Origin of the sequence: Streptosporangium sp. OZ121 (genome assembly GCF_051918885.1) — a bacterium.
Lineage (GTDB): Bacteria > Actinomycetota > Actinomycetes > Streptosporangiales > Streptosporangiaceae > Streptosporangium.
In genome coordinates this window covers 1-13,072 of the sequence record NZ_JBPXMC010000015.1, presented here as the reverse complement: position 1 = coordinate 13,072, position 13,072 = coordinate 1, and the positions used below count along the sequence as shown (strand labels likewise).

General features: G+C 68.7%; 12 protein-coding genes and 1 tRNA gene. 4 read left to right on the top strand and 9 right to left on the bottom strand.

Translation table 11 applies throughout. From position 1 onward, the window contains the following. Window positions 1-86: 86 nt before the first annotated feature. On the top strand, window positions 87-353 hold the full coding sequence (locus ACTOQ1_RS24690; RefSeq protein ID WP_440070400.1) for a GlsB/YeaQ/YmgE family stress response membrane protein: 267 nt from the start codon (window positions 87-89) through the stop codon (window positions 351-353). Window positions 354-1,386: 1,033 nt separating this feature from the next. Here the strand turns inward: ACTOQ1_RS24690 and ACTOQ1_RS24685 are convergent. Then, window positions 1,387-2,850: a hypothetical protein gene (locus ACTOQ1_RS24685; RefSeq protein WP_440070399.1), complete on the bottom strand. Its 1,464-nt coding sequence runs from the start codon at window positions 2,848-2,850 to the stop codon at window positions 1,387-1,389. Window positions 2,851-3,334: 484 nt separating this feature from the next. Between ACTOQ1_RS24685 and cysS the strand changes: the two genes are divergently transcribed. The 3 genes from cysS to ACTOQ1_RS24670 all read left to right on the top strand — a co-directional run bounded on the left by cysS (window position 3,335) and on the right by ACTOQ1_RS24670 (window position 5,869). After that, window positions 3,335-4,732 carry a cysteine--tRNA ligase gene (gene cysS / locus ACTOQ1_RS24680; protein WP_440070398.1) on the top strand — a complete coding sequence of 466 codons (1,398 nt, stop codon included), beginning with the start codon at window positions 3,335-3,337 and terminating at the stop codon, window positions 4,730-4,732. A gap of 23 nt (window positions 4,733-4,755) precedes the next feature. Next, window positions 4,756-5,724 (top strand): 23S rRNA (guanosine(2251)-2'-O)-methyltransferase RlmB, encoded by a 969-nt coding sequence (rlmB, locus tag ACTOQ1_RS24675; RefSeq protein WP_440070397.1) that lies wholly within the window; start codon window positions 4,756-4,758, stop codon window positions 5,722-5,724. 72 nt (window positions 5,725-5,796) lie between these two features. Then, a tRNA-Thr gene (locus tag ACTOQ1_RS24670) sits at window positions 5,797-5,869 on the top strand. A gap of 52 nt (window positions 5,870-5,921) precedes the next feature. On the opposite strand, the gene ACTOQ1_RS24665 is transcribed toward ACTOQ1_RS24670, so the two are convergent. The 8 genes from ACTOQ1_RS24665 to ACTOQ1_RS24630 form a co-directional block, all read right to left on the bottom strand. After that, window positions 5,922-6,935, bottom strand: a complete 1,014-nt coding sequence (locus ACTOQ1_RS24665; RefSeq protein WP_440070396.1) for a tyrosine-type recombinase/integrase — start codon at window positions 6,933-6,935, stop codon at window positions 5,922-5,924. Window positions 6,936-7,132: 197 nt separating this feature from the next. After that, on the bottom strand, window positions 7,133-7,387 hold the full coding sequence (locus ACTOQ1_RS24660; protein ID WP_350929674.1) for an excisionase family DNA-binding protein: 255 nt from the start codon (window positions 7,385-7,387) through the stop codon (window positions 7,133-7,135). Beyond that, window positions 7,384-9,135, bottom strand: a complete 1,752-nt coding sequence (locus tag ACTOQ1_RS24655; RefSeq protein WP_440070395.1) for a replication initiator — start codon at window positions 9,133-9,135, stop codon at window positions 7,384-7,386. Before ACTOQ1_RS24655 ends, ACTOQ1_RS24660 begins: the two co-directional genes overlap by 4 nt. Continuing rightward, window positions 9,132-9,326, bottom strand: coding sequence for a hypothetical protein (locus tag ACTOQ1_RS24650; protein ID WP_440070394.1), 195 nt, complete (start codon window positions 9,324-9,326; stop codon window positions 9,132-9,134). The genes ACTOQ1_RS24655 and ACTOQ1_RS24650 overlap by 4 nt, the downstream gene beginning before the upstream one ends. Continuing rightward, window positions 9,326-10,771: an FtsK/SpoIIIE domain-containing protein gene (locus tag ACTOQ1_RS24645; protein ID WP_440070393.1), complete on the bottom strand. Its 1,446-nt coding sequence runs from the start codon at window positions 10,769-10,771 to the stop codon at window positions 9,326-9,328. The genes ACTOQ1_RS24650 and ACTOQ1_RS24645 overlap by 1 nt, the downstream gene beginning before the upstream one ends. An 83-nt stretch (window positions 10,772-10,854) precedes the next feature. Beyond that, window positions 10,855-11,268, bottom strand: a complete 414-nt coding sequence (locus ACTOQ1_RS24640; protein ID WP_440070392.1) for a plasmid replication, integration and excision activator — start codon at window positions 11,266-11,268, stop codon at window positions 10,855-10,857. Window positions 11,269-11,388: 120 nt separating this feature from the next. Further along, a complete protein-coding gene (locus tag ACTOQ1_RS24635) occupies window positions 11,389-12,123 on the bottom strand; it encodes a GntR family transcriptional regulator (protein ID WP_440070391.1) in 735 nt (244 codons plus the stop codon). Between the two features lie 422 nt (window positions 12,124-12,545). Continuing rightward, the gene (locus ACTOQ1_RS24630; RefSeq protein ID WP_440070390.1) at window positions 12,546-12,905 is read right to left on the bottom strand and encodes a hypothetical protein; all 360 of its coding nucleotides are present in this window, start codon (window positions 12,903-12,905) and stop codon (window positions 12,546-12,548) included. Window positions 12,906-13,072 lie beyond the last annotated feature (167 nt).

Genomic DNA, 13,072 nt, shown 5'->3' with positions numbered 1-13,072 from the left:
TTTGCCGCCTGTAGGAATAACCGTGACTCAGGGGGTAGCCACCTCCCTGTGAGAGTGAAGGTCTCACGATCACTGGGAGGTTGAATATGACTATCGCGTCCATTTTGGGGGCAATCGTTATCGGCGCGGTCATCGGCGCCCTCGGCCGTCTCCTGCTTCCCGGTAGGCAGGCGATCGGAGTGATCCTGACCGTCGTCGTCGGCATCGTCGCCGCGCTTATCGGTACCGCCCTCGCCCAGGTTCTCGGTGTCGCCACCACGGACGGCATCGACTGGATCGAACTCGTCATGCAGGTGGGCCTCGCCATCGTCGGTGTCGGCCTGGTCGCCGGTCTCAAGCGCTCCAGGGTCTAGCGAACATCCCGGGTGAACCATCCCGGTGATCTCGCCGAGACTCGACTGGACCCCCTCCGGTCCGGAGGCGATCGCGGTGACGCGCACGATGTCATCGCGCTCCAGGAGAAGACCCGCTCGGTTCCATCTGGCCTGCCGAGCGGGTCTCGGTCGTTCAAGGCCGGTTCGAGCAGCGTGCCGAACCGGCTTCCGGCCGATCCCGGCCCGGAGGTGAGCAAATCGCCGGTCCGCAGCGGGGCGCCGTTCACACATGTGTGAACGAATAGCTGCGGGCCGGTCCAACACCCGGTGGCGAACGGTGGTTCCGGCAGGAGACCGCCGCTCGGTTCCACCGCGGCGTGCGGCCCGGGTCCCGCCGCCCGGCCGGCCTGTCCGGCGGCCGGGCGGCGGCGGGGCGTGGACGGGCCGTACCGCCCCGGCGGATCCACCGCGAAAGGGGCCGGGCCGCTCGCGGCGCCACGAGCGGACCCACCCGCGAAGCGTCGGACCGCCCTGGGACGAGACCGCCCGCGAAGCGACGGACCGCCCGGGGAACGACCCGGAGGTGTGGCTCGCCCGGGCGATGACGTCCCGGGGCCACAGGCCTTCTCACACCCGGAGAACGTGGTCTTCGAACGCCTGGACCACCTACCCAGCGCGTGCGGCGAGGCCGAAGGGGCGCCGAACCACGTAGCCGATCTCAGCGGTCTCGGCCATCCCGGCTGAAAGAACCCGCTGAGCGACGGCCCGAAGACCGGGTCAGCTCCTCCCAGGCCCCGGAGCTGACCCGACGGGCGTACGACCGGAGCACCGGAGCACCGGACATGGTGACGCTCTACGCCCTGCCGCCCTGTCCGACGGGCGTCCGCGGCCGGTCGCGCGGCACCGGATCGACGGCTCGACGGGTCACCGGGTCGTGAGGGAGCCGGGGCGCCGGAACGTCAGGCTCGGGGTTCGTGTCGTGCTCGACGGCCGCCTGGAGGCGGATCGGATCCGCCTCCCGCGATCAGGCCCGCCTCCCGCTCGCCCTCGTCTTCGACGCGCCCTCGATCTCTCACTCACCCGGGGGTACGGGCGTGCTGCGCATCCGCCCGGAGGGCGGCGCCGCGGCGCCGCCCTCGTCGTGCGACCGCGCCTCGGCCTCCTCCCCGGCCTCGGCGGCCTCGGCGCCATGCGCCGGGTCAGGGGACTTTCCGGCCTTCCGGCCCGCGGTGCGCCTCTCCCTCGCCACAGGCGCCTTCGCCGCGCTCTCCGAGGGCCTCTCCGCGGGCGCCGCCGCCTGCTCCGTGGCGATCTCGCCCGGCGGGACACTCGCCGGGCGGTCCTTCACGGCGAGGATCGGCTGGGTGTCGGCGTCGCGCTCGCTCACCTCGGCCGCCTGCTCCCGGGGAAGGTCGGTGTCGCTGTCCCACGTCTCCACCCGCTCGCTGACCCTGCCGCCGCTCTCAGGCTCGGGTGCCCGTACGGCCCGGCGGGGCGGGTGGACGAGCAGGTCGCCCTGGCGCGGCCGGACCAGGTCGCCCCAGCGCATCGGCTTGCCCGGCCGGGGGGCCGCGGGTTCCCGCGAGGGCGGCGGGTCCTGCGGGATGTCGGTGACCTCGGGCGTCTCCGGTGCCGCGGTGGGACCGACCACCGGCTCTCCCACCGGGAGGTCGTGGTGCGGGGCGGACTCCAGGGGCGGCGCGGAATGCGGGTCGAGCATGATCTCCGCCGCGGAGTGGTGCACCAGATGCCCCGGATGCACGGGGTGACCCGGGCGGTCCCCGTGACCGGGGTGGTCCCCATGACCCGGACGGCTACCAGGGTGGTCCCCGTGACCCGGACGGCTCCCGTGACCCGGATGCTCTTCGTGGCCAGGGCGGACGGTCTGCTCGGGGTGGGCCGGCGGGTCCTGCCACCGCTCCTCGGGGTCGGGCGCGGCGGGGTGGTCCGGAGCCGCCCGGCTCGCCTCGGGGAACGGCACGATGTCGCGCCCGGACGACGGCAGGCCGGACAGGGCCGCGTCGCTCGCGGCCCTCCGGGCGGCGGCGTGTTTGATCAGCAGGAGCCAGAGCCACAGGGCCAGGATCAGCATCACCCAGGGGGCGACGGCGACCACGACGGCCGCGCGCCCTTCGTCCACCGCCATCCGCATGGCGGTGGACACCTCGGCGGCGGCCGCGCCGGCGAACAGCAACGTCAGGATCACGCCCGCCTGCAGCCGTACCGGCCACCGGCCGCCGCGCAGCAGCAGTACGCCGATCATCGCGATGACGAGCAGGGCGTCGAAGGCGGCGGGATACAGATACGCGAGGCCGACGGGCGCCCTGCCCGCCACGGCGAGGGCGCGCAGATCCTCGAAGGAGAGCACGCAGGCCGCGGCGGTGAGCGCGGCCACGCCGACTCCGGTGACGGCGATCCCGGCGCGGCGCAGGGCGACGGCCACCCGGCTCGGCTCGGCGGCGATGGGCAGGGGCGGGGGCGGGGGCGGGGACGGGCGGGAGATCGAACCTGCCGCCCCGGGGGATTTGACGTCCATGGCCCTTTGAGCCTACAGAATCGGCATCTAGCATGATCGGGGAAGTTTTTCGAAGGCGGTCGAGGCAGAGAGCCGGCAACATCGTCCGAATCCCGCGCGCGAGATGTTCGACGCGGCGAACGTCGCCGCCGTGACGGGTCTCAACGGCGACGGTAGCCCGCGGGCGAGTGCCGTCCGACCCCGCCGGCTCTTACCGCCACCTCGTCCATGTCATCGCCGCGTGGAGGTAAGACGGTCTGATCCAGACGGGGCGTTCGCCCGGGAGATGACGTGCGAAGACCGGGGGAGAGGCGGGGCGAGCGGAATCTCCAGGTGGAGAGGGCGGTCGTCAGGATCACTGTCGGCCGTGTCTTCTGTCGCGATGCCGTTCTGCCACACCAACTGGGCGACATTCGCCGCCAATGGTCATAAAACACTCTGCTGAGTGTCTTCAACGTCCCGCAACTCGGTTTGTGAGGGGAGGTGAGGCATTAGCCTTGCCTTCGTGAGCCTGCAGCTATACGACACCAGCGTACGCACTGTCCGCGAATTCGTCCCGGTCGAACCCGGCCGGGCCTCGATCTACCTGTGTGGTGCCACCGTGCAGGCTCCCCCGCACATCGGGCACATCCGCTCGGGCGTCAACTTCGACGTGCTCCGCCGCTGGATGATCAGGTCCGGCTACGAGGTGACCTTCTGCCGCAACGTCACCGACATCGACGACAAGATCATTAGAGTCGCCGCCGCGGAGAACGTGCCGTGGTTCGCCGTCGCCGAGCGCAACCAGAGGGCCTTCACCTGGGCCTACGAGGTGCTGGGCTGCCTGCCCCCCACCGTCGAGCCCCGTGCCACCGGCCACGTGCCCGAGATGATCGAGCTGATGGACCGGCTGATCGCCGCCGGACACGCCTACGCCTCCGAGGGCGACGTCTACTTCGACGTCATGTCCTACGCCGACCGGTACGGCTCGCTGTCCAACCAGAAGCTCCAGAACATGCGGGCCGCGGGCGACACCGACACCGACTCCTGCAAGCGCGACCCGCGCGACTTCGCGCTCTGGAAGGGCGAGAAGCCCGGTGAGCCGACCTGGCCGACCCCCTGGGGCCGGGGTCGCCCCGGCTGGCACCTGGAGTGCTCGGCCATGGCCACCAAGTATCTCGGGTCCACCTTCGACATCCACGGCGGTGGCGTCGACCTGATCTTCCCGCACCACGAGAACGAGCTGACCCAGTCCCAGGCGGCCGGCGACGGCTTCGCCCGTTACTGGATGCACAACGGCATGCTCAAGATCGGCGCGGAGAAGATGAGCAAGTCGCTCGGCAACTCCCTGCTGGTCCCCGAGGTCACCAAGAAGGTCCGCCCGGTCGAGCTCCGCTACTACCTGGCGGCCCCGCACTACCGTTCCTCGATCGACTACTCGGAGGAGGCGCTGTTCGAGGCCGCCTCGGCCTACCAGCGCATCGAGGGCTTCGTCACCCGCGCGGCCGAGGTCATCCACGACGTTGACGCCCACGCGCCGCTTCCCCAGGCCTTCTCCGACGCCCTCGACGACGACCTGGGCACTCCCCAGGCGCTCGCCGTGGTGCACGAGGTGGTCCGCGAGGGCAACGTCGCGCTGGCCCAGGGCAACAAGGAGCAGGTGGCCAGGCTGCTCGCCGAGACGCAGAACATGCTCGACGTCCTCGGTCTCGACCCGCGCTCGGAGCAGTGGCGCTCCTCGGGCGGCGAGACCGGCATGCGGGCGACCGTCGACGCGCTGGTCGCCGTCGCGCTGGAACAGCGGCAGGCGGCGCGGGCGCGCAAGGACTTCTCGGCGGCCGACAGCATCCGTGACCAGCTTTCCCACGCGGGCATCCACGTCGAGGACACCCCCCAGGGACCACGCTGGGAACTCTCGCGGTGAAACCAGGCCGTACGCTATAGACCATGGCTGGTGGGGGTAAAGGGTCCGGGCGACCCGCGAAGAAGAAGAGTCCGACCAAGGGCACGGGCGGCAACGTCCGTCGTGGCCTGGAGGGCAGGGGAGCCACCCCGCCGGCGCATCTGCGGCACTGGCACAAGGACAAGGCGCGCACCGAGCGGATCGAGCGCGAGGAGAAGACCGGCAGGTCTTCCTCCCCGCGCACCCCGGTCCGCACCCGGCGGAGCGACGACGCGCCCGAGCACATCGGCGGGCGCAACCCCGTCGTCGAGGCGCTGCGGGCCGGGGTTCCGGCCAGCACGCTCTACGTGGCTCTGCGGATCGACAACGACGACCGCGTCAAGGAGTCGGTCCGCATCGCCGCCGACCGGGGCATCGCGATGCTGGAGGTCGGCAGGGAGAAGCTCGACCGCCTCACCGAGGGCGGGATCCACCAGGGCATCGCCCTGCAGATCCCGGCGTACGACTACGCCCACCCCGACGATCTGGTCCGCGTCGCCCAGGAGGCCGCGGAGGTCCCGCTGATCGTCGCTCTCGACAGCGTCACCGACCCCCGAAACCTGGGTGCCATCGCCCGCTCGGCCACCGCCTTCGGCGCCCACGGCCTGGTCATCCCCTCCCGTCGCTCGGCAGGGGTCACCGGCGGGGCCTGGAAGACCTCGGCGGGCACGCTGGCCACCCTGCCGGTCGCCCGCGCCGCCAACCTGACCGCCACCCTGCGGGAGTACCGCGAGGCGGGCCTGTTCGTGATCGGCCTGGACGGCGAGGGCACGGTCGACCTCGGTGAGGCCAACCTCCTCGACGGCCCGCTGGTAGTCGTCGTGGGCTCCGAGGGCAAGGGCCTGTCCCGCCTGGTCCGCGAGTCGTGTGACCTGGTCGTCCGCATCCCGATGCACGCCGCCGCCGAGTCCCTCAACGCCGGGGTCGCCGCCGGCATCGCCCTCTACGAGGTCGCCCGCCACCGCCGTTCCTAACGGTTCGCGATCGGCAGGGCATACCTCGGTGACGTACGGGGAGTAAGCCGACTACACTCGTCTGGCGACCGTGCCGACGTAGCTCAATCGGCAGAGCAACAGTCTTGTAAACTGTAGGTCAGGGGTTCGATTCCCCTCGTCGGCTCGCATGTGAAAGGCCAGGTCACCCGATATCCGGTGACCTGGCCTTTCGCCGTTCAGGGGAACTTTATGATCTTCCGTGCCCGTTGCGTGCCCGATGGCTTCTCGTGCCCGCCTGCCCGTGCCCGCTTGAACGCCTGCCCGAGCGCCTTGGCGATGACCCTGTCCCGGTCCTGGCTGGCGTGCTGGTAGATCAACGCCGCCCGCGTCGAGGAGTGCCCCATCCGGGACATCAGCTCTTTGAGGCTCGCCCCGGTGGAGGCCGCCAGGGTGTTGCCTATGTGGCGGAGATCATGAAAGTGAAGGCTGGGGAGCCCGACAGCCTTACGGGTCCTGTCCCACGTCCGACGAAACCCGGAGTGCTTCAATGGCCCACCGTTGGGGCCGGTGAACACGCGCCCCTGCTCTCCCGGCTCAGCGAACATCTCCAGATGCACCCGCAGCTCAGGAATGATCTCCGGAGGAATGGAGACCACCCGCCGACCGGCCCGCGACTTGGGGGAGTCGTCCAGCACCTTCCCACCGCCGATCTCGACCAGGGCGCCGACGACTCGAAGCACTCCCGCATCGAGGTCGAGGTGTGTACGGCGGAGCCCGACCAGTTCGCCCCACCGCAGGCTCGCGAAGGTCCCCAGGAGCACGAGCGCCCGGTATCGCTCCGGGACCGTCGTCACGATCTCCACGACCTTGGCCAGCGGGATCATCTCCCGTTCCGGAGTGTCCGGCATGCCGGCGCCCTTGATCCGGCATGGGTTCTTGCGGATCAACTCATCGTTCACCGCCGTGCCCATGATCGACTTGAGAAGCTGGTAAGCCTTGGCCACGGTGGACTGTCCGACGACGCCGAGCCGTTCCTTGCGCCAGCGCCGCACGTCGGCTTCCTTGATGTCGGCGAGGCAGCGGTTGCCGAAAGCCGGAGCGAGGTGGTTTTTGAGCAGGCCCCGGTACAGCAGCTCCGTCCGGTGCTTGAGCACCCGATCATCGATCCACTCGGAGGCATACGCCCCGAAGGTCACCTTGCCGGCCTCCGGACTCATCCAGTCACCACGCTGGATCTCGGCCTCCTGCAAGACAAGCCACCTGTCCGCGTCCTTCTTGGTGGCGAAGGTCTCCGGTGCGGGGCGATCCACGCCGTCAGGTCCCGCGTAGCGAGCCTGGAACCGCCCGGAGGGGAGTTTCCGCACCCGTCCGAAGCGTCGCTTGGTGGCTTTCCTAGCCCGTGACGGCCGGGGGTTCTCTTCCGGGGTGGCCAGAGCGGTTTTGGCCATTACGCGGCCCTCCTGCGGCGTGTGGTGGTGATCGGTTCGACCAGCCCGGCGGCGATGAACGCCTCTAGCGCCGCTTCGGGGATACGGACGTTACGGCCGACGTGAACGAAGGCGATCCGACGTTCCTCGATCAGGCGACGAGGGAAACGCGGGGTGGTGTTGAGCCGTTCGGCCGCCTCTTCGACGGTGAGCAGTCGGCCCCGTGCCAGCTCTGGGAGGAGCGAGACAGGCTCTTGCCTGGTCTTCCTGGTCATGCCGCCACCCCCAGAGCCGGAGTTGCCGAAAGGTCTGGAACAGGGAGGCCGTCCGCTCTGGCCTGGAGTTCGGTCAGGCGTGCTTTGGTGCGATGGCGATCGGCGACCCCGCGCAGCAGTCGTTTGGCCAGCGGGGTGCGGTTGGGATCCTTGGAGGAGACCGGCCGCCAGACGTAGCGGTGAGAGTCGGTCACGGTCTCGTCGGGCAAGCCGAGCATGTCGAGCACCCAGGCCCGGCGGTCGGCCTTGTGCTCCCGCAGGGTCTTGTTCGACCACTTGCGCGAGACCAGGACGCGCCGGCCCGCGTAGCCGAGGTGTTCGGCCTTGTGCGCCTTGCCCTTGCACCGGCCCGGCAGCATGCCCGCCTTGGCCCCCTTGGGCTGCACGCCGTATCGCAACCAGTTCGGACACGTCGGCGAGCACGGTTCGTAGCGCAACGCCTCGACCATCCGCGTGGCGTGATCACGGCGGGCGGGGTTCTCGGTGGCGGGGTCGTCGGGGTCAAGGGGGTCGCCCAGGCTCTTGGTCAGGTACTTGGTGAGGTAGCCGATGCGCTTGTGCGCGTCCGGCGATCTGGCGACGAGGCCCTGAACATCGACCTGAGCACCGAAGCGGACCACGTGCAGCGGTTCGGCCGCCTCGTCAGTGCCGAGCTGGTCGAGTGCCTCGTCCCAGGTGGGCAGCAGCTCCCCGGTAGCGGGGTCGAGGTAGTCGCCTGCCTGTCCGTCCGGGTAGGTGGCGCCGTCACCCAGGTCAGCCCGTTCCGCCCAGACGGGCAGGTGGTCACCGTCGAAGCGGACTTCATCGACCGATGGCCACCACACCTGGTGGTAGGTCGCGGCGGCGATGGCCTTGATCTCTGCGCGCGGCATGGTCCCGCGGATTGCCATGTGCAGGTGCGGGGCGAGCCGCTTCTGAGGTTCGACGGTGGCGAAGTACTGCACGTCATAGCCGGCCACCCGGCGAAGGTTCTGCACGAAGCGGTCGACGAGCTTGGAGAAGTGCAGCGCATCACGAGCAGCCGCCGCGTAGTCGTAGGTGCTCGGATCGACCGGCACGCCCAACCCGGAACGGATCTTGCCGTAGGAGGGCAGGGTGAGGGTGACGAACAGCGACGGCCGATACACCCTGCCATCGGGGGCGATGAAGGTCCGGCCGAGGGTAGTGTCCTGCTTGGCCCGCTTGGGCAGGTCCGGCGCATCCTGGCGACGCCTCGTCGACCGCGAGCGTTTCGGAGCTGTCCGCCCGCCGAGGACATTGCCGCGCATCCCGGCGGCATTGATCTCCGCATCGATGCCCGCGATGGCCTCGTCCCAGTCGCGGGTGTCTTCCCCGTCGCGTTCGGCCTCGTCCCGCTTGGCTTCCACGTCGGCCCGGAACTCGATCAGCCATTTCTGATCATCGGTGGAGGGGTGAGGTTCGGCGACGGGTTCGTGGTCGAGGTGCCAGCCCTCCCGGCATTGCGCCCGGCGCAGCTGCTGATTGCGTTTGGCGCACGGCGGGCACTTGGCTTCCTGCGTGGTCCCACAGGGGATGTCGAATGGTTCGCTCTGGCCGGTGTGGGTGTCCAGGCGTCGCATCTCGATGGGGCGGATGCAGACCCCGTTGAGTTTGGCCACCTCGATAGCCACATCTAGCGCGACGGGCAGGGTGTCACGGACGAGCCGGGGAAGGGTGCGATCAGCGCCGTTCGGCGGGGTGTCAGTTGAAGGGGTGTCGGTCGAGGGGATGGCGAGGGTGTCGGTCACATGGCCCCCTTCGGGTCGACGAGATCGGCGCAGATCCGGTAGGTGTCGTGGTAGGGGTGTTTGCGCAGCCGCGCGGAGCCGAGGTCAACGATCACCGTCACTTCGGCGAGGTCAGAGCCGTCAACGGTGTGCAGCCGCCGGAAGGGAAGGCCCGCGATCTGGGCCGGGGTGGCGTGCAGGATGATGCGCATCAGGCCGCCCCCTCCATCTCGATCGGCAGGGTGTCACTGGCAACCAGGGCCGCCATGTCTGTGATGTCGGCATCGGAGACGTAGGCCGCGCGGACCCGGATCGGGTCGGGTGAGGTCTCCAGTCGGACGTAGGCGATGCCCGCGCCCTGCTCGGGGATCGGGGAGATGTGATCGGCCAGTGCTCCCCTGTCGCGGGCGCCGTCGCCGAGGACCATGTCCACCTGTTCCGACTCATCCAGCCGGAGCGCGATCTTGTCGGGGAACAGGTTGCGGATGTTCATGACCTCCTTGCGCGGGTCCTGAAGTGCCGCCATCACGCCGAACCCGACCGCACGGCCCTGCGTGGTCAGCGTCGCCAGCGCAGCCGAGATCCGCAGCTTGAGACCCTTGTCCGACTGGTAGGCGGTCAGGAACGCCACCTCGTCGACGAGCACCAGGACGAACGGGTCATTGAGGGTGGGGGTGTGGGAGCGCTGGAGTCCGGCGTAACGATCAGCCCGCTCCTGCATGATCTTCACGGCTGCTTCCAGGAGATCCGCGCAGGCGGCTGGATCAGCGGCGTAGCGGTCTTCGAAGATCTCGCGTCCGTAGGACAGTTCCATCCGCTTGGGATCCAGCGCCCAGACCTCAGCGATGCCTGCCTGAACAGCCGGGAGCAGACCACGGATGGCCGACCACAGGAACGAGCCCTTCCCCGCGCCCGTCGCGCCCGCGATGAGTACGTGTGTGCCGTGCACCTTGAGCAGGTACGGACGACCGTCCTCACGCTTACCGATCTCGACCGGCCCCACCGAGGCGACCGCCGGGAGCGGAACCGCCGGCAGAGGGATGGCCAGCGGGTCATGACGGGGAAAGGTCAGTTGGAGACGACCGGCCCGCACCACGGCTACCCGGCAGGAGGAGGAGCCGAAGCCGTGGGCGAGGTGGTCGATGCGGTCGGACCAGTCCTTGACCGATTGGCCGCTGATCATCTTCACCGTGACCACATCGGCCCAGGACGTGCAGCGGATGCGGACGAGGTGGGGCAGGTAGTCGCGGCCCTGGAGGTGACGACCTAAGCCGGAGATGATCATCACTGGTTGCCAATGACGGCGGTAGATCCACACCAGGCGCCACCAGGCCAGCAGGCGCCAGCCCACCCAGCGCAGGAACGAGGCCCGATCCAGCAGCGCCCAAAGAGCCGTGTTCAGGACGAGCACGGCGAGCGGGGCGACGGCGAATTCCCAGCCGTACCAGAGGCCGAGCACGGCGGGAACGGCGAGCACGGTCACGATGACCGGGTGACGCCAGACGAGCCGGATCACCCCGACCAGCAGACGCCACAGGAAGATCGTGATGGTGAAGATGGCCGGGGTACGCACCACGGCCGGGCGAAACACCACGGCGGTGTCGGGGGTCGTGGTGACGAGGGTGCGTGCCTCGTCACCGGGCAGTTTTTTGAACATTAGGCTTGAGCCCTCTCTTGATTCGCGTCTGGGGAGAACCGAGGGGCCGCCGGAATGCCAGTTCCAGCGGCCCCGCTTTCATGTCAGGCCGCAGCGCTCTGCTTGGTCGAGGCCGCAGCGGATCGGGGAGCGCGCATCGCCCTGGCGCGCAGGGACCAGGCCAGGCGGCCGGTCTTTTCGGCGACGTAGGCGGTGGCGGTCATGCCGTCGAACTCCACCGGGACGAACGGCATGTTGGGCAGCGCGGGCGGGGGCACCGGCTGAACCGGGGACAAGATCTTGACCGCCACCGTCTTCTGCGTGGCCTTGAGGGTGGGGTCGGCGTCCATGACGGCGACCTGCCAGACGAGCTCGCCGGTGGTCTTGTCCTTGGCGTAGACGGTGCGTCCGCCGGTCGAGGCGGTGAAGTCCTTGACCTGCTCGACCTCGCCGACCACGTAGCAGCCGTGCGGGAAGACCTGGTCGAAGCTAACGGGGATGGGGCCTTGGATGGCCATGATGTGTTCTCCTGTTATCTGGTTGGTATGTCGCTAACTCGTACTGTCGAGTTGAAGCTAACTGATGAAACGCACACTCGACAGTACGAGTTTCCGTCTTAGCGTGTGGCCTACGTCACACTACAGAGAGTAGGTGTCTTCCAGCTCATGAAGCGTCCCCGGTAGGGCAACCTCAATGACCATGACCTGACGATTCCCGGCGAAGACCCGAGCCGTCACCCCCATGACCGCCGCCGTCTTGCCCACCCCCAACAGCTTGATCTCGTCCGCTGTCGGGTGGCGAGCCGCCAAGCGCTCGATGACGTGATCCAGCCGCAGACTCTTGACCGCCTGCACGTGCTGACGAATGCCCACCGTCAACGGCAGTGCTTTGCCAAGATCGGTTCCTTCGGCCAGTTCGATCGGACACCAGAAGGTGACCAGTTCGCACGGCTCGCCACTGTCGCTCAGCAGGACCCGGCGCATCATGATCGGTGCCCCGGTGGGCAGAGCCAACGTCGCCGCGATGTTCGCCGGAGCCGGACGCGATCCCGCCTCCAGCACCGCGGCGCCCTGGTTGGCTTCCGCGCGGTCCAAGACGGCACGGCCAGGCCGGGAGAAGTCCTCCTCAGCCAGCGGAGGCGCCATCTTCACATACGAGCCCTTACCGTGCTCCCGGTCGATGAAGCCCCGCAGCTGCAACACCTGGAGCGCCCGCACCACGGTAGGACGACTGACCGCGAACTCCCGGATCAGCTGCGTCTCCGAGGGCAGCAAGGAACCGGGCGGATAGGTACCGTCCGTGATCTTCTGCCGGATCTGCGCAACAATCTGGGCGTACTTGGGAGGCGCGTACTCCTCGCCGGAAGCAGACATATTAACAACCCAACTACTCGACTTATCGTCAGCATAGATGCGAACCCCCGACTTGAAAAGCGAGCACCCTCGCAGGTGGGGAGTGTGGTGGTGCGAGACCTCCGGCGCCCTCCGCAACCAGTCACCGCACCACCACACTCGTCTAGCGAGCCCGCCCAGCCAGCAACGCCGACCAGACGGCCCGAGCTTCAGTGATCCTCCATGGACGGGTGTCATGGATCTGATGATCGCCATCGCGTCGAACGGTCCGCCTGATGAACCCCTGGCCGGCACCAACATGGAGTTCGTAGATCGTGGCTCGACATCCGCACGTCCATGACTCTGGCTGCGCCCGTCCCAAAGCCCCGTTCGGCCTCCGCCACTCAAGGCGTACATGATCACGTTGAGCCAGAAGCACATGCGGACTGATTCCGAGGCATTCATCAGACAGGGTCAGCACGATGAGCCCCCGCCCTCGCAGCGGGCACCGGATGAGTCTTTTGGAGATCGGCGTAGCGGAGCGCCACCCGTCGCGCGACGCGTTCGAGGTCCTCCGCCGCATGCCAGGCATACACCGCCTGTCCACGCCTGGCGTCCCAGTTTCCCGTACGCCACCAGAAGATCAGGCCATCGGACCAGACGGTCAATCCCGTCCAGACCGACACCACGGCCAGCCCGTAACCGTCGTTGACATCGGCGTCGATGCCGCAGTGCTCCAACTCCGCTTTCAAGGACTCCGCCGCCCTCGCCGGGGAACGAATGTCGCCGAGGATCAGCCGTCCCGTAGGTAGTGAAAGGCTCATGCGCCGGTCCGCATCATCGACGCCGTGATGACCTTCTGTCCCTGACAGAGCGAGCAGTCATCTCGGACACGGATGAAAGCCAGGGCCGCTCCCGGTAGACCGCCGATCAGGCCGCGTCGCTGGCTGACGTACTTCCACCCTTTGCCGCCGCATGAGATGCATGGTTG

Excerpts from the sequence above, each read along its gene's own strand:
- ACTOQ1_RS24690 (WP_440070400.1), top strand. The coding sequence starts at position 87 with ATGACTATCGCGTCCATTTTGGGGGCAATCGTTATCGGCGCGGTCATC.
- ACTOQ1_RS24685 (WP_440070399.1), bottom strand. The coding sequence starts at position 2,850 with ATGGACGTCAAATCCCCCGGGGCGGCAGGTTCGATCTCCCGCCCGTCC.
- rlmB (WP_440070397.1), top strand. The coding sequence starts at position 4,756 with ATGGCTGGTGGGGGTAAAGGGTCCGGGCGACCCGCGAAGAAGAAGAGT.
- ACTOQ1_RS24660 (WP_350929674.1), bottom strand. The coding sequence starts at position 7,387 with ATGACCAGGAAGACCAGGCAAGAGCCTGTCTCGCTCCTCCCAGAGCTG.
- ACTOQ1_RS24650 (WP_440070394.1), bottom strand. The coding sequence starts at position 9,326 with ATGCGCATCATCCTGCACGCCACCCCGGCCCAGATCGCGGGCCTTCCC.
- ACTOQ1_RS24645 (WP_440070393.1), bottom strand. The coding sequence starts at position 10,771 with ATGTTCAAAAAACTGCCCGGTGACGAGGCACGCACCCTCGTCACCACG.
- ACTOQ1_RS24640 (WP_440070392.1), bottom strand. The coding sequence starts at position 11,268 with ATGGCCATCCAAGGCCCCATCCCCGTTAGCTTCGACCAGGTCTTCCCG.
- ACTOQ1_RS24635 (WP_440070391.1), bottom strand. The coding sequence starts at position 12,123 with ATGTCTGCTTCCGGCGAGGAGTACGCGCCTCCCAAGTACGCCCAGATT.
- ACTOQ1_RS24630 (WP_440070390.1), bottom strand. The coding sequence starts at position 12,905 with ATGAGCCTTTCACTACCTACGGGACGGCTGATCCTCGGCGACATTCGT.